17 protein-coding genes and 1 pseudogene are annotated in these 22,322 nt (G+C 48.5%); 14 read left to right on the top strand and 4 right to left on the bottom strand.

From position 1 onward, the window contains the following. Both M1L66_RS26245 and M1L66_RS26240 read right to left on the bottom strand, forming a co-directional pair. On the bottom strand, positions 1-1,167 hold the full coding sequence (locus M1L66_RS26245; protein WP_434688813.1) for a DUF819 domain-containing protein: 1,167 nt from the start codon (positions 1,165-1,167) through the stop codon (positions 1-3). A gap of 38 nt (positions 1,168-1,205) precedes the next feature. Beyond that, a complete protein-coding gene (locus M1L66_RS26240) occupies positions 1,206-2,276 on the bottom strand; it encodes a mandelate racemase/muconate lactonizing enzyme family protein (protein ID WP_434688812.1) in 1,071 nt (356 codons plus the stop codon). Between the two features lie 191 nt (positions 2,277-2,467). Between M1L66_RS26240 and M1L66_RS26235 the strand changes: the two genes are divergently transcribed. Continuing rightward, entirely contained in the window at positions 2,468-3,040 is a 573-nt protein-coding gene (locus M1L66_RS26235) for a helix-turn-helix domain-containing protein (protein ID WP_187024589.1), read from the top strand. Between the two features lie 226 nt (positions 3,041-3,266). Next, positions 3,267-4,006, top strand: a pseudogene (locus M1L66_RS26230) (DUF3825 domain-containing protein). A gap of 258 nt (positions 4,007-4,264) precedes the next feature. On the opposite strand, the gene M1L66_RS26225 reads toward M1L66_RS26230, so the two are convergent. Together M1L66_RS26225 and M1L66_RS26220 are read right to left on the bottom strand one after the other, a co-directional pair. Next, a complete protein-coding gene (locus M1L66_RS26225; RefSeq protein WP_434688811.1) occupies positions 4,265-5,458 on the bottom strand; it encodes a response regulator transcription factor in 1,194 nt (397 codons plus the stop codon). 31 nt (positions 5,459-5,489) lie between these two features. Beyond that, positions 5,490-7,328: a sensor histidine kinase gene (locus M1L66_RS26220; protein ID WP_434688810.1), complete on the bottom strand. Its 1,839-nt coding sequence runs from the start codon at positions 7,326-7,328 to the stop codon at positions 5,490-5,492. Between the two features lie 205 nt (positions 7,329-7,533). Here M1L66_RS26220 and M1L66_RS26215 point away from each other — a divergent pair, with 205 nt between their 5' ends. The 12 genes from M1L66_RS26215 (at position 7,534) to M1L66_RS26160 (ending at position 22,284) form a co-directional block, all read left to right on the top strand. Next, positions 7,534-8,418, top strand: a complete 885-nt coding sequence (locus tag M1L66_RS26215; protein WP_320962997.1) for a carbohydrate ABC transporter permease — start codon at positions 7,534-7,536, stop codon at positions 8,416-8,418. Positions 8,419-8,420: 2 nt separating this feature from the next. Continuing rightward, a complete protein-coding gene (locus M1L66_RS26210) occupies positions 8,421-9,254 on the top strand; it encodes a carbohydrate ABC transporter permease (protein ID WP_002602231.1) in 834 nt (277 codons plus the stop codon). Positions 9,255-9,289: 35 nt separating this feature from the next. Then, positions 9,290-10,681, top strand: a complete 1,392-nt coding sequence (locus M1L66_RS26205) for an ABC transporter substrate-binding protein (protein WP_434688809.1) — start codon at positions 9,290-9,292, stop codon at positions 10,679-10,681. A gap of 65 nt (positions 10,682-10,746) precedes the next feature. Then, a complete protein-coding gene (locus M1L66_RS26200) occupies positions 10,747-13,959 on the top strand; it encodes a glycosyl hydrolase (protein WP_434688808.1) in 3,213 nt (1,070 codons plus the stop codon). Between the two features lie 12 nt (positions 13,960-13,971). Beyond that, the gene (locus M1L66_RS26195) at positions 13,972-15,315 is read left to right on the top strand and encodes a sulfatase-like hydrolase/transferase (RefSeq protein ID WP_434688807.1); all 1,344 of its coding nucleotides are present in this window, start codon (positions 13,972-13,974) and stop codon (positions 15,313-15,315) included. Between the two features lie 166 nt (positions 15,316-15,481). Further along, positions 15,482-16,120 carry a type II toxin-antitoxin system PemK/MazF family toxin gene (locus tag M1L66_RS26190; RefSeq protein ID WP_187024615.1) on the top strand — a complete coding sequence of 213 codons (639 nt, stop codon included), beginning with the start codon at positions 15,482-15,484 and terminating at the stop codon, positions 16,118-16,120. Positions 16,121-16,757: 637 nt separating this feature from the next. After that, complete coding sequence (locus tag M1L66_RS26185) at positions 16,758-16,973, top strand: helix-turn-helix domain-containing protein (RefSeq protein WP_187024596.1); 216 nt, start codon at positions 16,758-16,760, stop codon at positions 16,971-16,973. Between the two features lie 281 nt (positions 16,974-17,254). Continuing rightward, positions 17,255-18,232, top strand: a complete 978-nt coding sequence (locus M1L66_RS26180) for an SIS domain-containing protein (RefSeq protein ID WP_187024597.1) — start codon at positions 17,255-17,257, stop codon at positions 18,230-18,232. A gap of 92 nt (positions 18,233-18,324) precedes the next feature. Next, positions 18,325-19,695, top strand: a complete 1,371-nt coding sequence (locus M1L66_RS26175) for an ABC transporter substrate-binding protein (RefSeq protein ID WP_187024598.1) — start codon at positions 18,325-18,327, stop codon at positions 19,693-19,695. A 29-nt stretch (positions 19,696-19,724) separates the two neighbouring features. After that, positions 19,725-20,615 (top strand): carbohydrate ABC transporter permease, encoded by an 891-nt coding sequence (locus M1L66_RS26170; protein ID WP_434688806.1) that lies wholly within the window; start codon positions 19,725-19,727, stop codon positions 20,613-20,615. Continuing rightward, a complete protein-coding gene (locus tag M1L66_RS26165) occupies positions 20,615-21,463 on the top strand; it encodes a carbohydrate ABC transporter permease (protein ID WP_434688805.1) in 849 nt (282 codons plus the stop codon). Before M1L66_RS26170 ends, M1L66_RS26165 begins: the two co-directional genes overlap by 1 nt. Before the next feature lie 5 nt (positions 21,464-21,468). Continuing rightward, positions 21,469-22,284 (top strand): PfkB family carbohydrate kinase, encoded by an 816-nt coding sequence (locus tag M1L66_RS26160; RefSeq protein ID WP_025531049.1) that lies wholly within the window; start codon positions 21,469-21,471, stop codon positions 22,282-22,284. The last annotated feature ends 38 nt before the right edge of the window (positions 22,285-22,322 follow it).

Raw genomic sequence — 22,322 nt, 5'->3', positions numbered from 1 at the left:
TTATGCGCCAATGATAAATTTGATCAGATAAGCAACCATAATGCCCACATAGTTTCCACAGACGCCGCCGATCACACCCATGATCAGCCCGACGCTGACAAGCCGGTTCCATTTGGCGCTGGAGGCGACTAAAGATGCAGTGGTACCGTCGGCAATTGCACCGGTGATTCCCAGAATTACGTATTCGTAAGGAACCTTAAACAGTCTGGAAAGGAATAAGTGAAGCGCGATGCTTCCGACGATAACACAGAAGCAGAAGAGCGTGATCGTCATGGTGGAGCCGAAGAAGGAGACAAGATCTACGCTGAAGCCGATGATGGATAAGTACATTAACCCGAAAAACAACCCCAGATTCAAATTCCCTCTCAGTTTTCCTACGGCTGGAATCTGGGCGGCCGCGATGGAAATCGTGGAGATCAGCAGGATTCTGCCTGCGCTTGCGATGGAGGAGGGCAGAAGTGCCGACAGTTTGGTGGCGATGGTAACTATGGTAACCGCGATGGCCAGGAGCCATGCGATATCTTGGATACTCCATTTCTGTTCAGCCATCAGCACAGGCTCGTCACCGTCGCCGATGCGGTCCTTATCCGAGAGATGGTAGGGCCAGATCTTCTTTAAATATTTTACATTCTGGAACAGAGCCGGGGCAGCAAACATCAAAAACAGGGTCGGCATACCTATCACATAATCCGCCGCATTAGCGGCAGCAATGGTCTCATTGGCCGCATCAAGTCCGACTGCGATCGCCGTTAAGTTGGAACTTCCGCCGGTGTAGGTGCCTACGAACATTCCGGCAATCTTCCAGCCTTCAAACATCTTGTTTCCAAATATGACACCGAACACCGTAGCCATAAGGCAGACACTGAATACGGCGCAGACCAGAGCCACCAGCGCCTTTCCGGAAAGCTTGGCCAGCTCTTTTAAATTGATATTCAGCAGATAGATCGAGATGGACATCGGGACGCAGTATGTAATGATGACACCGTATACGTCCTGATATCCCGGAACAATGTGCAGGTTTACAAGCGCAAGTCCGATAACGATAACTGTAAGCGCCGGGCCCACGTATTTAAATGCCTTAAAACGCTGTACCCACAGGGAAAATGCCACCATTACCAGTATAACTGTCAATAATTCGTCGGTTGTTTGAAAAATCGGGAACTGCATACTCATACCTCTTTCGTTAGAATTTGTATTATCTCGGTTTACATGTTAAAGGTTATGCCAAATCCCGGCTCATCCAACAGTGTGAACGTATCCTTATCCTGGATAAACCCGCCCTCGACCGGATTCTCTTTATAGTACAGGAAGCTGTCACAGTCAGCTTCGGTCACATTTTTCTTAGCGGCGACCAGACTCAGACCGGCGGTAATGGCCAGCTTGGTTTCCAGCATACAGCCTACCATACAGGTGACTCCGTTGGCTTCGGCGATAGCATTGATCTTGGCAGCAGGATACAGGCCGCCGCATTTCATCAGCTTGATGTTGAGAATATCGGCTGCCTCCAGCCGGCAGGCTCTGGCCGCATCCACCGGTCCATGGATGGATTCGTCCAGCATAATCTGGATTCCGCCTGTTTTTTTGCGGATATAAGCGGAACCTTCCATATCCCAGTGCGGCAGACACTGTTCGACGGCTTCGATTCCATACTCCTTAAAACCTTCCAGTGCGCAGACGGCGCTTGATACGCTGTATCCCTGGTTTGCATCAACACGGAGGCGGACTGCAGGGCCGACGGCTTCGCGGATGAGCTTCATAGCACGGATATCTTCTTTATAGTCGATTCCTGCCTTGATTTTCAGAATGCGGTATCCTTCCGTACAGACAAGCCTCTTTGCTTCGGCTGCCATGGCTTCCGGGCTGGTGATGCCGATGGTGATATCGTTCTGCACCACGTTGCTGCAGCCTCCAAGCAGCTTGTAAACAGGCTGTCCCATGGATTTCCCCATCAGATCGTACATCGCTAAGTCCACGGCACATTTTGCCGCTCCGTTTCCCACGATCACGTTGTCCATCATGGCATGAATGGCTTCGATATCCATGGGGTTCATACCCATCAGTCCCTGCTTAAAGATTTCCAGGACAGCAATGACGCCATCGATGGTCTCGCCGGTGACAGGAGCAAAGGGCGCTGCCTCCCCGTAGCCTGTGAGTCCGTCCTCTGTAGTTACTCCGATCAGTACACTCTCCAGGCTGCTGACGGTAGCAAAGGCCACCTTGAACGGTTCCTTCAGCGGAATCTGTACTTTTTCAATTTTCATACCAGTAATCTTCATGATTATCCTCCTTATATTATGGCTATATCATAATTTTCGCGTTATAATATAAAATAATTTTACTATAGCTTAAAATAACGGTCAACCATTTCTGGACATTTCGTCATGAAAAACAGGAAATAATCAGTAAAAATCTTGCGAAAGTATCTGAGACACGCTATGATAGAATAATCAGAAAAAAGGAGCTTTAAATGTTAGGTACAAATATCAGAGAATATAGAAAAAAACAGAAGCTTACCATGAAGGAGCTGGCGGAGCGGACAGGCCTTTCCATCGGATATATTTCCCAGGTGGAACGGGGGGAGACAGAACCGTCGCTGTCTTCTCTGCGGAAAATCGCAGGTGAATTTGATGTTCCGGTGTATGTGCTGCTGGACGATCATAAGAATGATTCCAGCCTTACCATACGCAGGGAAGAACGCATGACTGCCCATGTCAGGAAAAACAGTGTGGAATACGAGTTCCTGACGCCATTTTCCTCACAGAATTTTTCACCCAAAGCGCTGATGATAAAAGCCACACTCGAACCACATTCCAGAGATTCGGAAATACCCATCGTCCACCATTCCGAGGAGACGCTTCTGGTCGTCAAAGGAACGCTTAAGGTGGTGGTCGGTGAGGAGACGATCGTGCTGCGGGAGGGAGATACGACTATTATCAAAGAAGATTTCCCCCACACCTGCATCAATGATGATGATGATTACACAGAGGTGATCTCCGTCATCACACCGCCGGTCTGGGGGACGCTGCATTTTCCAGGTTAAAAAGATGAAGATTTTCAACAAGCTGATTGCAGTTTTAGGGTTGGTATGGTATACTGGTTTTACCAACAATAGAAGTAAAAATTAAATGAATATAGATTTATTAAAAACTCCGCAATATCTCGATTGGTTCAAGGACAAACTGTACTTAAACGCGACAGCGCTGTCAGCTGGAAAGCGTACCATTTGACAAGCTTAAGTTATTTTACAGGGGAAGGGGGAGGTAACGATGAAACTATTTCAATTTGCTTTTTGTTTTGATTATGATAAGAAAATTAATTCATTAAGTAATTTGTGTCCTGAAAAGTGGAGTTTTGGTTTAAACTCTGATAATGTTATATTGAAGAATTATGTAGACCACACGCTGGAAAAAGTGTTTGAGGAAAAGAAAGTAATTGAAGGCTCAAACTATTGTTTGTTTAATACGGGATTATATACAAACTTTTATGAAGAAATTTAAGCTTATTTCATTGAAAACCAAAATAAGAATAAACAAAAATGGTTCTTAGACGGATTTTATACATCTTATCAGATTTCTAATATGGGTGTGACAGAGCGCCCACAACGGGCTAATTATTTTACTAATCCATCAGAATTGGTTTTTGATACAAATTGTGAAATTATTCCTCAATATTCACATATTTTTAGTGATCCTGAAAATTTTTTGAGGATTCCTGAAAGTGTAAGGGAAAGCTCTAACAAGACACTTCTTTTTGACGGGGCAATAAAAAGAGCTAAACAGATGATAAATGCAAATTATAAAACAGCAGTTCCTCAGTTTATAAGGGCAAAATACAACTTTTAATTCCAGTTTGCTTAATAAATGAAAATGTACCGGATCTGGCTTTGGTTGTGAGTAAAAATGAGACTGGGAATCAATATTTAGGACATACTTGTTTGACTTTAGATATGGCATATAATAATGCTCGTCTTATAGCAAGACCTGATAGTATTTGGCTTAAACCATAAGAACTTGACATTAGAAGGATATGGTGGTATAGTTTATTCATTAAAGCACATACTATATTATTATTTATATTATATTATTATTTATGATGTAAGATTTAATTATTTTTAGGCAAACCATTTGGTTTGCCTTTATTATTTTTATGAATACTGAGTACAGGGAGGAGCCGTGAGCGAGCCGGCTTCGTAGGGGCGGTCTGCTGCGGCTATCGCAATGGCTGTCTTTATTATGGATTCCCTGTTCCGGCTGGTACAGAAGAATCATGAGTAGGAACAGGCAGCGCTCCTACGCTTATATTCCTTCACCGTACATCCGTAGTACTTCTTAAAGCTGGCGCTGAAATACTGGCTGTTGCGGTAGCCGGTGGCCTCGGCCACCTCGTAGCTTTTCATATCGGTAGTCCGGAGCAGCTCGCCGGCTTTTTCCATACGCACAGAAATCAGATAGTCGTATAGATTGATACCGAACTGGTCCTTGTAGAGACTTGTTAAGTAGCAGTGGTTGACATTAAAATGACGGGCGATCATGACCAGGCTCAAATCAGGATTCTGGTAGTTCTTTTCGATATAACACCTGATTTTGGACAGAAGCGTGTAGGTCTCGCTGTTTTTAGACTGCATAGCTGCCTGGCAGGAGGCGTATAAATCGTTTAATTCCTGCATGACGCTTCCCTGGTAGAAGATGCCTTCCAGGAGCAGATCCCGATTTAAACAGCTGTTGATATACTTCTTCAGTTCCTCCATACTGGTTAAGAAGCGGTTCTTCTCCTTGCAGTCCGGCATGGTATAGATAATAAACAGCTGAAGATTGTCCATGCAGATGAAAAGGCTTCCATAGTACTGGCGCGTCAGCGTATTGCACAGTGTCTGCAAGTATTCCTGGCACGCTGCCGTGTCTGGCGGAGCATCCTTTCCGAAATCCATGAATAAGACCATTCCGAGACCGCCGGTGATGTTGATGTCAAATGCGCGGAAGATGGCATCGTCTGCCTCACGGAAATTTTCATACATCAGTTTGGAAATGTACTGGCGCCGGATCAGGGGGTATTTTTCATTTAATATTTGGTTGACCTCCCTGGCACGGATACATTTTTTCTCGGCCCTCCGGAGAACATCAAGCAGCTGGCTGTTATCGATGGGCTTGTTTAGATAATCGATGGCATCCAGGGCCAGAGCCTGCTTGGCATATTCAAATTCCTTATATCCGGAAAGAAAGATGAAAAACAGATCCGGATAGTAGTCTCTGGCGATTTTCGCCATCTCAATTCCATCCATGATGGGCATCTTAATATCGGATATGATGATGTCCGGTCGGTTCTCCTTCATATATTCCAGGGCATCCACACCATCACGCGCGGTATAGACCAGGTCCCATCCCAAATCATTCCAGTCAATTCTTTGAGCCATATTTCTTCTTGCGACTGCGTCGTCGTCTACAAACAGTATTTTCAACATTTTTATCAATCCTTCCGGTTTTTTTCCATGATCATCGATTCAGACGGGGCGCTTCCGTGTTTTGGGTGCCCTGTTTCTGGCTTAGGGCCTGATAGGGAATTCTCAGTGTCACCGTCGTGCCTTCTTCCAGAACGCTGTCGATGGTGAGACCATAGCCAAAGCCATAGGTAAGCTGAAGACGGTCGTGTACATTTTTAATTCCGTAGATATGAGCGGGCTTTTCTGACATGGAACAGTATAAGGAAGCCCGGATATCTTCGAGAAGCCGGTCGGGGATGCCGCCTCCGTCATCGCTTATGCGGATCAGAAGACAGCTGCCCTCTTTTTCTGCGGAGATCCTTATGGTTCCATCGGTCCGGCAGGGCCGCAGTCCATGATAAACCGCATTTTCCACGATGGGCTGCAGCACCAGCTTGATGATGGAACAGTCCCAGTATTCGGCGGGGACAGAGATCTCATACTGGAAATCTTCGAAGCGCGTCTTTAAAATAGCCAGATACATCTCCACATGAGTCAGTTCATCACTCAGAGAAATCGCCACCATGCCCTTGCTGACGCCGATACGGTAAAATGCGGCCAGCTGATCCACCATCTGTCCGGCTTTTTCCACCTCACCCAAATCGCACAGCTGGTGAACGCAGTCCAGCGCATTGTAGAGAAAATGAGGATTGATTTGAAAGTACAGGGCCTGTAGCTCCGCATCCTGTTTGGCGAGCATTTCAAACTCCAGATTTTTCATCAGCAGCTTGATCCGGCCGATCATGTGGTTGATTCCCTTGCAGATCTGATTGATTTCCTTGCCTCCCCATGCGGTTATCGCTGTATCTAAGTGGTTTTCTGAGACGTAGTTCAGCTGCTCCATGAGAGAACTGATGGGACGGGTCAGCAGGTTGGTAACGGTAAAATAGAGGGCGAGGCAGACGGTGAGCAGGAGAAGGCTGAATTTTATTGCGACGTCGGAGAATCGGTGGTAATTCATGTACATTTCTTCCATGGGGATAACGGCCAGTACCCCCATATTTTCATAGGCCAGCGGGCGGTAGATGACGTAGTTTTCACCCAGCTGCCGCGTGATGGTCGTCTCTGGCACCGCATCGCCGGTCAGGGCTGAGATGGCGTGTAAATCCTCTTCCGACAGCTTCTCCAATGTGTCGGTTCCGAAGAGCTCGGAGGAGAAAAACTGCAGCTTTCCATCTTTTACGAGGGTTACGCATGAGGAGGCAGTGATTTTGCAGTTGATCAGTGAGGTGGTGAACAGCCTGTCATCGATGCCGAACACCATAACTCCGTGTACGGTGGAATCAGGAGAACCCAGGACCTCCATAAGCGAGGCCGCAGGCAGGCGTCCGCTGAACGTGGAGTAGGGATATGGCTCTGAAGCACTGGTAATCCAGTGCAGGGAGTATGGCGGGTAAACTTCTGAGAAATCCTCGTAACAGAAATTGGATCGCCGCAGCTGCTCTCCGGTATTGGAACGGAACATACTGACGGTATAGTCGTCAAGAAATAGAAATACGGAGTTAAAGTAGGAGGAATTCATGACGAGAAAATCATGGACTGCGTTGGAGAAGCCACGGTAATTTTCCGCCGAGATAGGTTCCCGGTCCGCCAGAATGTTTTTCCGCAGCTTGTAATAATAGGATGAAGCCGTAATCGTGGTGGGAAGATTGCTTACCGCGGCGATCTTCTGTTCCAAGGTGTCGCTCGTCTGACCGATGATGGCGACCGCGTTCGCCTGAATCAAGTCTGTGATCTCTTCTTTGCCGGCGCGGTAGAAATAGCTGCACGAGAGGAGTACCAGCAGGACAAACGGCAGGCAGAACAGCAGCATAAGACTTCTGATTGACAGTGAAAAAAAATGTTTCTTCACGAGTGATTCCCCCTTATCATTCGATAGAAATACGGTTTTTGTATGTGTTTCCTTTACCATATATAGTTTTGATTAGTTTGTCAACAAAACCTAAAGATATTATAATTTTCACGAAAGATACTTTATTTACCCGTGAAGGCTGATGTGGTTAAATAGAAACATGAAGTTAAGCGCTTACATGAACAAAAAGAAAGGGGAAGAGATTGTGAAAAAGGAAAAGTTTAATTTTGCTCCATATATTCTCATATTACCGGCATGCCTTTTGATGGGGCTCATCATGATTTATCCATTGGGAAAGGTTTTCTACTTAAGCTTCCAGCATTATAATCCGACGAAACCGTTTACCAACGGGTTTGCGGGACTCGATAATTTTATTACGATCTTTACAAAGAAAGAGTTCTACAATGCACTGGGCGTTTCCGCAAAGTTCGTAGCATGTGAGGTGGTACTTCAGCTGATCTTCGGCATGATTGTGGCACTGATCTTAAATCAGAAGTTTAAAGGAAGGGGATTCTTCCGTGCCCTTACATTTATTCCATGGGCTTTATCCGGAGTACTGACCGCTGTTTTATGGAGTATCATGTTCAACCAGCATTTCGGAGTACTGGGTGATCTTTTGGCGAAACTGGGGATTATCAAGGAACCTATCGCCTGGCTGGCGAACACGAAATTCGTACTTGGTTCCGTCATTGTGGCGGAATTATGGAGAGGCATTCCTTTCTTTGCCATCAGCCTTCTGGCGGCGATGCAGGGGCTTCCAGATGATATATACGAGGCGGCAAGAGTGGACGGCAGCACGAAGTTTCAGACGTTCCGCTTTATCACGCTTCCGATGCTTAAGAATACCATTGTGCTGACGACTCTGCTCCGCACCATCTGGGAATTCAACAGTGTGGACTTAATCTACAGCCTGACCGGCGGCGGTCCGGTGGGTAAGACGACCACGCTCAGCATGCTGATTGCCAATCAGGCCATCAAGACGAGCAACTATGGATACGGTTCGGCGCTCTCTGTTGTCAGCTTTGCGATTCTGGCCGTTATTGCGGTGATTTATATGAAACTGTCCGGATTTGGAAAGGAGGAGGCATAACCATGAAGGAGAAGAAAAGAGATATTATATTCCTGCGGTGGCTTCCGCTGCTTCTGATCAACGTGTATGTGGTGTTTCCGATTTACTGGTCCTTTATCACATCGTTAAAGAGTGAGGCCGACATTGTCAGCACGCCGATCCAGTATATCCCGCGGTCGCCGTCCCTGAACAACTTTGCGAACGTATGGGTTCACGCCGGATTCAGCCAGTATTTTGCAAACAGCCTTCAGATCAGCATCGTGTCGGTGTCGATCATCGTGGTCCTGTCCATTATGGTGGGATATGCGCTGACGAGATATAAATTCAAGGGAAAAAAGCTGTTTATGGGCTTTCTGCTGGCCAGCCAGTTTATACCGGCGGCGGTGCTTCTCGTTCCGCTGTTCAACATTTTCCAGGGAGTCGGACTCGTGGGAACGAAGACGGCCATCGTGCTGGTAAATATCACCTTCCATATTCCGTTCAATGCGATTCTGATGAAAGGCTTCATCGAGGGAATCCCCTTTGAACTGGAGGAAGCGGCCATGGTGGACGGGTGCAGCCGGTTTAAGGGAGTGGTGAAAATCGTGCTTCCCATGCTGGTACCCGGAATCATTACGGTGGCGGCGTTCGCATTTATCGCCTGCTGGAATGAGTTCCTGTTCAGCCTGATGTTCTTAAACGATCCGGCGAAATATACGGTGCCCATCGGCTTAAAGATGATGCAGGGCGAGTTCAGCGTTCAGTACGGCGCCATGGCATCCGGCGCGATTATCGCCATGTCGATTCCGGTATGTCTGTTCGCCTATCTTCAGAAATATCTTGTAACCGGTTTAAGCGCCGGCGGTGTTAAGGGTTAATAATTATATAATAAAAAACAGGAGGAAGTAAAGTTATGAGGAAGAGAATTACAGCATTAACAATGGCAGGGGTTATGACAGCGGCACTTCTCAGCGGATGCAGCGGCGGAAACAGCACCAGTACCACCACAGCCGGGGGAACTGCGGACACGACGGGAGCGGAAACGGCTCAGACGACGGCCGGGGGCACCGAGGCAGCAGCGGGAGAGAAGGTGGAGATCACTTACTGGGATCAGAACGCGGATACGAAGAGGACGGAGATTTTCAACAAGCTGATCGCAGATTTTGAGGCGGAGAATCCGAACATCACGGTAAAACTGGTTCCAGTTCCCGCCGATCAGGCGAAATCCAAATACGATGTGGCAATCCAGTCCCACACCGCCCCGGACTGCGGCGGTGTCAGCCAGTACTGGATGAGCGATTTCCTGATTCAGGATGCCCTGGTTCCGCTGGATGACTATATTGCAGAATGGGATCAGAAGGACAAGACTCTCTCCGAGTTCGACGAAAGTATCCGCAGCATGGCTCCAGACGGCAAGATGTATGGTCTTGCGCACATGGTAACTGTGCCGGTTGTATGGTATAATACGGAATTGATGAACAAATCGGGATGTGAGATTCCGGAGGACTGGGACGGTGTGTTTGACTGTGTAGAGAAGATGACCGATAAGGCAAACGGTGTCTATGGATTCTCGATCCGCGGCGGCGCCGGAAGCTCCCAGCAGTTTGAGCAGATGATGTATCAGTATTCCGGCCAGCTGGATATGTTTGATGAAAACGGCAATTCCACGGCCAATGATCCGGCTCACGTGGAGCTGCTTGAGAAATTCGCAAGTATTTACAATGTATACACACCGGAAAGCGATATCACCAATGCGGTGGCTGAGATGAATGCGGCGTTCGATTCCGGTTCCGCGGGAATGATCTTCCATAACCTTGGCTCTTATGGCCAGCACGTACAGACCCTGGGCGAGGACGGATTTGCCGGACTGGTACGGTTAAATGCTGCTAATGGAACGAGAACCATCGTATCCAACGGCGCAATGTGCTTATCCGTATTCAAGGATTCCAAGCATCCGGCAGAGGCCTTTAAGTTCGTCAGCTTCCTGGCACAGCATGAGGCGTGCAGCTACATCAGCGAGCAGATTGGCCAGATTCCCTGCAACAAGGAAGCCCTGGAGGACGAGTGGGTGCAGAAGGCAGGACCGATTAAGGAGGCCGCAGATGCACTTCTCGATTCCAGCACGACGGTGACTACGCTTCCGATCAATGTAATCGGTTACTATGATCTGCATCAGAACACCCTGGTGGAAGGATTCCAGAATGTGCTTCTCGACAACATGACCGCACAGGAATACTTAGACAACTGGGCGTCTGAGATGACGAGACTGAAGTCCGAGTACGACCAGTATTTACAGTCTAAATAGATCAAAGAATGGAACAGAGATTTCAGAGATGTTTTCAGAAAAGCCCATGAGGCGGAGGAGAGAAAATGGATTGGTTGGACGAATTTAAAAATCCTCCCGCCCGATGCCGTATCAAGCCGTTCTGGTTCTGGAACGGCGATATGGCAGAGGACGAAATAAAACATCAGATAGAGGAAATGTCGGATAAAGGCCTTGGCGGGGCCTTTATCTGTGCAAGACAGGGACAGAAGGTCCCCTATCTGTCGGAGGAATGGTTTAAAAAGGTGAGCTTTGCGGCCGAAGAGGCGGTTCGGTGCGGCCTTGAGACGTGGCTTTACGATGAGTATCCCTATCCGAGCGGTATGAGCGGCGGCGAGGTGCTGCTTGAGCATCCCGAAGCGGAGCATATGGTTTTAAACCACCGGTCCCTGAATCTGCCGGAGGGCGGTACATTTGAGATGAATCTGGGATGGTGCGGACTGCTTTATGCGAAGGCATTTCCGGCAGGGGGGCAGGCAGGAGATGGGAGCGTGGATTTTGCCCATCCGGTGGATCTGGAAGCGTTGGCCGGCAATCTTCAGACGGAAGAGATATACCAGACAACCGGTCTGACGAAATACAACAATAAGCGTTTTTTCACCTATCGGCCGGAACGGATTCTGAAGGGAACGCTTCCGGCGGGAAGCTGGCGGGTGGAAGTGTATACCCAGACGGCCCTCGGCGAGTTTAAGTATTACGGAGGCTTTTTCGATCCGTGTTCGAAGGAAGCGGTACAGACATTTTTAAAGACGACCCATGAGAAGTATGAAAAGTATATGGGGGAGAAGTTTGGAAGCCGGATTTACGGCATGTTTTCCGATGAGGTGGGGCTTCTAAGCCCGATCCCGTGGTCCAAACGGCTGCCGGAATACTTTAAGCAGGTGAAGGGGTACGATCTTCTGGAACATTTGCCTGCGCTCCACAATGCCGCGTATGAAAATGCTTATGCCATACGGTATGATCTCTATGACGCCATCCATAAGCTGTTTGTGGAGAGCTACCATAAGCAGGTGTCGGACTGGTGCGGGAGCCACCATCTGGAGTACGCCACAGAGGTTCCCTCCATGCGCATGAGCACGCAGCGCTACAGCGCGATCGTGGGCGGAGACACGGCCCATGAGAAGCTGGGCCGTCCGCTGGAATGGATCTATGATGAATATATCCGCAAATACCGTTCCAACGCGAAAGCAGTCAGCTCTCTGACACGCCAGCTGGGAAAGCAGTTTTCCATGATCGAGAGCTTCCACAGCCTGGGATGGACCATGACGCTTCAGGATGCAAAGTGGATGTTTGACCGGCTGGGAGCAAGCGGAATTAACTTTTACAACGTGCACGCGTTTTATTATACCATCGACAGCATTACGAAGCATGACGCACCGCCTTCCCAGTTTTTACAGAATCCGTACTGGAAGCATTACCGCCTCCTGGCAGATTACGCGGGGCGGCTCGGTACGTGGGTGACGAACACGGAAGCCGATATCCATGTGGCGGTGCTTGACCCGGCGGCGACGCTGTGGGCGTATCTTGGCGAACCGTTTATCGGTTTCGTCTACCAGGGAGAGGATGAAGCGGAATGGCAGAAATGCGACCAGGTGCGAAAGGACTGGGTTGCGGTCTGCAAGGAACTCCTGTTTAACCAGATTGATTATGAACATCTCGACACGGAAATCCTGGAACACGCAGAAATCCGGGACGGCGAGATTCTCATCGGCAGGGCCTCCTACCGTGTGCTGGTCATACCGCCCACCGATTTTATCGAGGCGGCGGCCTGCGAGAAGATCCGGGAGTTTGCCGCCTGCGGCGGAAAGATCGTTTTCCTGGGAAATCTGCCGGAGGCGGTCATCGACAGGAAGCAGGAACGGGCTGACTGGACCGGTCTGGAGCTGAATCAGCGGGAGGACAGGCGTTACTTCGAAGAGATCCGGGATGGCGCCTGGTGTGAATGGTGCAGGGAGGCGGCCGACTTATCTTTCGGAATTAAGACCCGGGATTCGGAGCGAAAAGATATCATCAGCTCTGTCAGGGAAGACGGCGGGGCGTATTACGTATTCCTGGTAAATCAGGGCGGCCGTGATACGGAAGTGTCCGTCACGTGCAGACGGGCTGGATGCGTGTATGACGGGGAGCTGTGTCTCGATACCGGAGAGGTGAAGACGGCGGCGGCTCCGGCTCCGATGGAGGCGGTTTCGCTGCGGGCGTATGAGAGCCGGATGCTGCGGTTTGGAAAGTGCGGTGAGAAGGGGATGGAGGGTGAAGCGGTTGGTATCGACGGTGAGAGCGGCAAGGGCTGCGAGACTGTTAAAGGCTGCGAATCTGTCAATCACTGCGATTATGGCAGCAGGCGTATACTGCGCAGCAGTGAGCAATCGCCGGAAAAGCTGGTAATCGACACTTCCGATCCGATGCCTGTCACCATCGAAGGCGGCAATATTTTCCGACTGGAAGAATTTTTAATATCCCGGGACGGGGAGGAATGGTTTGAGGTGCCCGTGAAGACCTTTATTGAGCAGTGTGCCGGCCAGTCCTGCCTGAAACCGGAGGATTATCAGTTTACCGGAGCCTTTGGAATTCCAAAGAAGATTTCGATTCACTATCCGCTGGCGGTGACCTATAAGACCGGCTTTGAGGTGGAAACGGTGCCGGAGACGTGTTCGCTTCTGATGGACCGGGGCGCGGTAAAGGATACGTGGCGTATGACGCTGAACGGGGAAGAAATCGCTACTGAGACATTCCGGAGCGTATTTATCAATGATCAGAACAATAGGATGGCGGACATAGCCCCATTTCTGAAAAAGGGCTGGAATGGACTGGCGGTGGAAGTGATGCTCACGAAGGATTCTGACGGGATCCGGGATCCGCTCTACTTATATGGAGACTTCGGTGTGAGTGAGACGGAGGCAGCAGGCCGCAGAAGACTCACTGCGAAACCGGAGACTGCGGCGTTTACGCTGGATTACATCAGGGGATTCCCCTACTACAGCGGGATGTTCACCTTCCGGACTGTGCTTGATGTGAAGACGGTTCCACAATTGTTTGACTTAGAGCTGGATAAGAAGGATCAGTGCCATGAATGCCTGGAAATCATAGTAAACGGTGTTTCCGCCGGTGTGCGGGCGTTTTCCCCGTATACGTGGCACGGGGACGGAGCGATGTTAAGGCAGGGAGAAAATCAGATAGAAATCCGTCTCACCAATACTCTCGCCCCCATGCTTGACGGAACCTGGTTTGATTATGAGAAACACTGTCTTGTAAAATGTTAAGAGGAGAAGCTTATGAAACCAAATGTGATTGTTTTTTTTACGGACCAGCAGCGATCGGATACTACCGGAGCGGGCGGTAATCCCTGCGGATTGACGCCGAACTTTGACCGGGTGGCATTTACGGGGACGTACGCATCGACTGCGGTTACGCCCCAGCCGGTGTGCGGGCCGGCCAGGGCGGTGCTGCAGACTGGAAAATACGCTACCTGCACGGGAAATTACCGGAACGCGATTCCTCTGGGAAGAGATCAGAGGACCATGGCCTATTACTTCCATGACGCCGGGTATGACACCGCTTATATCGGTAAATGGCATCTGGCGTCGGGGCGGCACGAGGTCCAGAAGGAGGAGCGCGGCGGATATGACTGGTGGCTGGGCGCCAATGCCCTGGAGGCTACCTCCAGACCGTATGATACCCTTGTATATGACAATGAGAACCGGCCGGTGAAGCTGCCGGGGCACCGAATTGATGCCCTGACGGATGCCGCGGTCCGCTACATCGATGGCCATCAGGACCAGGATAAGCCGTTCTTCCTATTCCTGTCCTTTTTGGAGCCTCATTTCCAAAATTGTTTCGACGATTTTTCAGCCCCTCACAGCGGGGCTCCCATCAATCCGCTTTATATGCCGCCGGATTTAGGCGCGCTCGGCGGCACGTCATGGCAGCACCTGGGCGGATACTACGGTATGGTGAAACGGCTGGATGAGGCCTTCGGACGAATCCGGGATGCACTGGAAAGCCTTCATATGACGGAGGACACCATCCTGTTGTTCACCAGCGATCACGGATGCCATTTCAAGACGCGGAATGCGGAATATAAGCGTTCCTGCCATGAAAGCTCTGTCCGCATTCCAATGGCATTTTACGGACCGGGATTTACAGGGGGCGGCAATGTTGCGGAGATTGTCAGCCTGATCGATGTTGCACCGACCCTTCTCGATGCATGCGGGATTCCGGTTCCGGAGGACATGCAGGGCCATTCCCTCATGCCTCTGCTGGGCGGAAAGAAAGCTCCGTGGCCGAAGGAGGCGCTCATCCAGATCAGCGAGGCGGAGGTCGGCCGGGCCATAAGGACGAAACGGTGGAAGTATTCGGTTCAGGCCACTGACCGGGATCCGGTTTTAGACCAGGGAAGCGGCGTGTATACCGAGATGTATCTCTACGACCTGGAACACGATCCTTATGAACTCCATAATCTGATTCATTCCAGGGCCCACCAGGAGGTATGCCTCGCGCTGGGGGAGAAATTGGTCAAGCTTATGAAGGAGGCGGGAGAAGGAGAGGCTGTGATTCTGCCGCAGGAGAAGGAGAAGATTGGACAGCTGGCTGTGTTTGACGGGGAAGAGCTGTTATAGAAAATAAGATTGTGTGAGTGCTTAGAAAGACATGCTGATTATGAAAATCTGTATGTCTTTTTAAACGTTCCTTACAAATGTAATTTATTTAATGTTTTTTAGTTTGATTGCAGTTTTAGGATTAGTATGGTATACTGATTTTACCAATAACGGAGGTAAAAATTAAATAAATATAGATTTATTAAAAACTCAACAATATCTCGATTGGTTCAAAAACAAACTATACTTAAACGCGGTTGCGCTGTCATCTGGAAAGCGTACCGTTTTCCGTGGTCAGGTCTATCAATGCAATTTAGGTCTTGGTGTTGGAAGTGAGGAAAGTAAAAACCGTCCTTGTGTAGTTCTGCAATATAATTCTGCAAACAAGACCTCTCCCAATACCGTGGTGGCTCCCATTACCCATACAGCCTCAACACTTCCTGTTGTTGTCCCAATTGCAGACAAACTGGATCATAACGGAAATGTTATTCTTGATGGAAATGTACTTCTCGGAAATATTGTATGTGTTAGCAAAGCTCGTCTTGGTAATTATATTACAGATCTCACGTCCAATGAAATGAAGCAGGTCGATACCGCCATATCATTATCTTTAGATATTCATCACTATTACCAAACATTACAAAACATTTATAAAGACAAGCTTCAATACATAGAAAAGCTAAAAACGACACGCGATATACTTCAAAAGGAGCTTATTGACCTAAAAGGGCAATTAAACAGCTATCATGATCTGCTTACAAAATATCATCTTTCCGATATTCAGTCTCTGGAAAGTTTTTTAGAAAAACATTCAAAAGGTGAGTAGACAAAACGCATTTAACATGTTAGTATATAAATACAAGCAAGTTACTCACGGGTGGAGTAATTATAATTTTTTTCAATCAGGGAACTACGAGTGAGTTCCCTATATTTTTAGTAATGAATATTTTTTGCATTTCTACATAAGAATACTATTACAATACTCTCCAGACGGGTGCTGGGGAATCTATTGTACCAAGCAAGGGAGCCACGAGTGGGCTCCCATTTTAATACTTCTTTACTGATCAAGAATAGACATAGTCTGTATGTTTTATATATATATATTTTCTTTCATAATAACTGAACCGTCAAAAGTTATTTTCCCTAAGAAGCCCTCTAATCAGTGTAGCTTAAAGGCGTTACTGTTCACTCCGTGACCAGCAACACGCTTCGCGATGCACACAAACTGCAAAAAACGCAGTTTGGCGCTGGCTCCCTCGGGTTTTCTGTGACTTCCGCTGCGCTCCACTCACAAAAAACACCTCGCACTGGTTGGCCCCTGAACAGTAGCTTAAAGGCTCCTTCTGTTTCTGTTTAATTTGGATAAGTCTGGTTGCTGCATCATAAACCTGATAAAATGTAAGAGCAAAAGAACTCGGAAGTTTTTTAAATCGAAGTTTAATATCATGAAGGAGGTATACACAATGCCATTTACTGAATTAAATGTAAAGGAAACCATAGATAGAGAAAGACAGAGTAATCCGGAGTTTGCAAAAGTATGGGACGAAAGCAGAACGGAATATAAGCTGCTTGCCGAGTTGGTCCTTTTATGGAAGGAACAGAAGATGACGCAGATGGATTTAGCAAAAGCTACAGGAAATAAGCAGCAGGTTATATCAAGAATAGAAAAACGAATGTAATCTGCAAATTGTGAAACGTGGTAAAGTATGAGTTCTGAAGCAGCTGTCAATAGACATACCGATTATGATTGAAATCAAAGGATTTCCATAGTCTGTATGTCTTTTTTTATATAAATTACTTTCATTATAAGCAATATGCATATAAGAAAAAAAGAAAAAGAATAAAAATCAAACATAATTTACAAATATATCTTGACATCCATGCTACTATCGTATATTATATAAATACATCATATAACGTTATATAACAACATATAATAATATCGAGTGGAGGATTCATTATGAGACAAGAGCACATCGACCAGATTAACACAGCAGTGGCAGCAGTGGCGGCCAAGGAAGTCATTAATCATTTTTACTTTGTAGCGTGTGGAGGTTCCCAGGCTTTCATGATGCCGGCACAGTACACCTTTGACCGTGAGATTTCAATTCCGGCCAGCATCTACTCTTCCAACGAATTTGTTCACAGAGCTCCAAAGGCATTGGGACCGGATTCCGTAGTCATCACCTGTTCCCATTCAGGCAATACTCCTGAGACCGTAAAGGCAACGGAGGTTGCCAGAGAAAAAGGTGCGCTGACCATCGCCTTATCTCACTTAGAGGATTCTCCATTATGGAACGCCGCCGAATATCCGATCCACTATGACTGGGGAAAAGAGGCGGATGCAAGCGATTTAAACAAGGCTGTGCTATACTATCTGATGTTCAGCATTTTAAACGCAGTCAATCCATGTGAGAAGTATGAGAAGGGCATCGCTTCTGTAGCGAATTTAAATGACGCGATCGAGAAGGCGAAAGCTCAGTATGCGGACACCGTTAAGGCGTGGGGCAGCAAGTACAAGAGAGAGCAGATGATCTACACCATGGGCAGCGGCGCCTGCTACGGCGAGGCATACTCCTTTGCCATCTGCCTGCTGATGGAGATGCAGTGGATTCATTCCCACGCAATCCATTCCGGCGAATATTTCCATGGACCATTTGAAGTGACTGATTTTGATGTTCCGTTCATCATCATCGAGGGCATCGGCGCAACGAGACCGCTCGATGAGAGAGCCTACAGCTTCTGCCAGAAGTATTCCGATAAGATTATGCTGGTGGATGCGGAAACCTTTGATATGACAGGCATTGACGAGGAAGTGAGAGAGTACTTTGCTCCGCTTCTGGCCGGGGCGGTACTTCGTTCCCTGGCAGACGCATTTGCATATGAGAGAGGTCATGACTTAAGTGTGCGCCGCTATATGTGGAGAATGGAATATTAATCTGAACTTTGAAAGAATAAGAGAGAGCGACGGAGTTTTAGCAGGAAGGCTGGAATTCCGTCGTTTTTAGAAAAGAACGAGGAGGATATCATATGAAGAAAAGTATTAAGAAAATCATGGCACTTGCACTGGCTCTTACCATGGGACTGTCACTGACCGCATGCGGCGGGGCAAAGGATGGCGGGGATGCCAAGGCACCCGCAGCGCCGGAGAGTAAGGCGGCGGATACCACTGCGGCAGGCGGCGAAGCGAAGGCAGAAGAGGGATCCGGAGAGAAGGTAGTGATTAACTTCTTCCACCGCTGGCCCAACGACCCGAAGAATTCCATGTTTCAGGAACTGATCCAGGAATACATGGCCGAGAATCCAAACGTCACAATCAACATGGACTGCATCTTAAACGATCAGTACAAAGAAAAAATCCGTATGGTCGTTGCGACAGACGAAGTTCCGGATATCTTCTCTTCCTGGTCGGGAACCTTTGCAAAAGAAATGATTGACTCCGGCAATGTCATGGAGCTGAACGACATCTATGACGGTGACACCGAGTGGTCCTCCAAGATTGCAGGAGCCAGCGTCGATGGCTTTACCTTTGATGGAAAGATCTATGGGGTTCCGTGGTCGCAGGATGGCAAGGCTTTCTATTATAATAAGAAGATATTCGCAGAAAACAACCTGGAAGTGCCGAAGACATGGAATGAATTTATCGCGGCGCTGGACACTCTGAAGGCAGCCGGTTATGAGACCCCGGTGGTTGAGGGATTATCCGATAACTGGGCAATTCTTCACTATCTGGGAACCATGAATCAGAGAATGGTAGATCCGGCTGTGATCGCGAAGGATTACGATGCAGCGACCGGTGAATTTACAGATCCGGCCTACGTGGAGGTGCTTGAAAAATGGAAACAGCTCACCTCCTACATGGGAGATACCTGTGTAGCCATCGATCATGAAACAGCCAGAAATACATACTTTGCAACCGGAGAGGCTCCGATTATGTATTTACAGTTCGCAGAGATCACCATGCTTGAAAAGGTTATTCCGGAAGGCTTTGAATACGGCTTCTTCAATTTCCCGGCTTTCGAAGATGGAAAAGGCGATCCGGAAGGACTGACCGGCGCGCCGGAAGGATTTATGATCAGCAACAAGTCTAAGAATCCGGAAGAGTGTGTGAAGTTCTTAAAGTGGCTGGTCAGCAAGAAGGGCGGAGAAGCTCTGACAACAAAGAGCGGAGAGATATCCAGCGTAGCGGGTGCAGTGGATGAAACCAATGCCCTCCCGGCACAGCTGGAGGCGATGGAGATTATCAAGTCCGCATCCACACTGGTACCGTGGTTTGACAATGCCTGCGACGCGTCCGTTTATACCGTATACGGCCAGGGGGCACAGGCGATTGCTACAGGCGACGAGACTCCGGAAAGTGTTATGGAACAGGTAAAGGAGGCTGCGGCTGCCTTACATTAATAAAAGGTAACGGGGGGGGGGCTATCCGCTTGAAAAGAGAGAAAAAAAGAAATTTACAGGCATTGGCATTTGCCATACCAGCTATTCTGATTCTGGGAATATTCGTATATTTTCCGCTGATTAAAAATTTTATATATAGTTTTCAGTCCTTTACCCTGTCTTCCACAACGAAGGAATGGGTGGGGTTTGACAACTACAGGCATCTGCTTTCCGATAAGACCATTTTGGTCTCTCTGAAAAACAACATCCTTTATGCTGTCATCTCTATTGTCATTCAGGTGGGATTCGGACTCGTGCTGGCGGCGGTACTGGAGGACATCGCATTCCATAAGTTTGCCCCGACGCTGCGCAGTATCTATTTTATCCCTACCGTGATATCCATGACCGTGGTATGTCTGTTGTTTGATTTTGTATACAACCCACAGATGGGCCTGTTAAACAGCTTTCTGGAGCTGGTCGGGCTTGACGGCTTAACGAGGGTATGGCTGGGAAGCAAGAAGACAGCGATGTATGCGGTGATTGCGGTTTCTCAGTGGCAGAGTACCGGGTATGTTGCCATGCTGTTCATTGTGGCCATCCAGAAGATCCCCCGGGATTTATATGAGGCGGCAGAGGTGGACGGTGCCGGAAAGCTGAAACGCTTTTTCTATATAACGGTGCCGCAGGTGCGCCAGATGTTCTTTGTTACCATGATTTTAACGGTTGTCGGTGCATTTACCGTATTCAACGAACCGTATATCTTAACCGGAGGCGGACCGGGAACGGCGACCATGGTGCTGTCGCTTCATATGTACCAGACCGGTTTCGTTAAGAACAATATGGGATACGCATCCACGATCGCCATGCTGATTTTTGTCATAACGGCAATTTTATCTTCCGTACAGTTCGCAAGCTTCGGAACGGAAAAGGAGGATCGCTGATGGAGAAGGTGAAAGTAAAAAAGAGAAGAGTATACGGACCCGGAGAGCTCCTTTGGCTGGCCATTTTATTCCTCCTGGCCGCCCTGATTTTGTATCCGCTGTTCTGGATTCTGATGTCGTCCTTTAAGGACTACAACGGCATTTACGGCGATGTGTGGGGGCTTCCCGATGTCTGGCATGTGGAAAATTATATGACAGCCTGGAACCGGGGGATCTCCCAGTATTTCCTCAACAGCCTGATTGTAACAATATGTACGCTGGCTGGTGTGGTCTTTGCATCGACCTTTTCCGCATTTGGAATCTGCCAGATGAAGGGCAGACTGGGAAATTTCGTATTTCTCTTCTGTCTCTGCGGCCTGCTGCTGTCACCGCAGGTCTGCCTGCTTCCGCTGTTCATGCTGCTGAAGAGCCTGAAGCTTAAGAATACGCTGTTCGCCATGATACTGCCTTACATCGCGTTCCGGCTTCCGGTATCGATCATGCTGATCCGGTCGTTTTTCGTCGGGATATCCAAGGAACTGGAGGAGGTGGCCACCATCGACGGGGCCACGCTGATGCAGATTTACGGACACATATACTTACCGCTGTCCAAACCGATCATCTCAACGGTCATCATCATGACAGCGTATTACGCGTGGAACGAGTTCGTATTTGCCACGATCTTTGTGGACAGCTCGAAGCTTCGCACCATTCCGGTAGGACTGATGGTGTTCCGTGACGGACTCATGACGGAATGGGGCGTCGTATTAGCAGGTATGGTCATCTCCTGTCTTCCGATTATCGTTCTCTTCCTGCTGATGCAGAAGAGCTTTGTAAGAGGCATGACCGCCGGTGCAGTGAAAGGATAGAGGAAATGAAGTTAATTGCAATTGGAGATAATGTAACGGACTGCTATATGGATGAGGGCGTCTATTTTCCGGGGGGCAATGCCGTCAATGTAGCAGTAAACTGTAAGAGAAATGGTGCAGAGCGCGTTAATTATATCGGTGTATTTGGGGATGATGAGCGGGCGGATTACATCAGGGAGTGCCTGACAAAAGAGGGTGTGACCTTCGACCGTTCGAGAAAGGTGTACGCCCATACGGCACAGCCGCGGGTATACCTAAAAGACGGAGACCGTGTCTTCGCTGCGGGGCTGCGCGACAGCTGCCAGCACTTGTTTGCCATGAAAATCGTGCCGGAGGACATGGAGATTATCAAAGAGTATGATATCTGCCATTCCAGCTGTTACTCCAATCTGGAGTATGAGCTTCCGACGCTAAAGGACATATGTGAAGTATCCTTCGATTTCTCCGATAAGCGGGATGAGGCGTATTTGCAGCGGACGTGTCCGTATCTGACGTACGCATTTTTCTCGGGTTCCGACCTGGAGGAGGACGCATGTATCGCCCTGATGAGGAAGGTTCATGAACTGGGGACCAAAATCGTGGGAGTTACGAGAGGCCATAAAGGCGCCGTCTTCTATGACGGAGAACGGGTCTGGCACCAGGGGATTAAGAAGGTGGACGCCATCGATACCATGGGGGCGGGAGACAGTTTTATCGCGGGATTTTTAACTGCGTACGGAGACGGGAAAGGAATGGAGGAGGCACTTGACTATGCCGCCGACCGTTCCGCCGCCACATGCATGATTCGGGGAGGCTTCGGCTACCCTCATAAAATGGAATAAAAATGCAGATTAAATCCGCTTCCCCGGGCTCTCAGGGA

It is taken from the genome of Hungatella sp. SB206 (assembly GCF_051132295.1).
Classification (GTDB): Bacteria; Bacillota; Clostridia; order Lachnospirales; family Lachnospiraceae; genus Hungatella; species Hungatella effluvii.
Note: the sequence above shows the minus strand (reverse complement) of the source record. Positions and strands in the feature narration are given on the sequence as shown.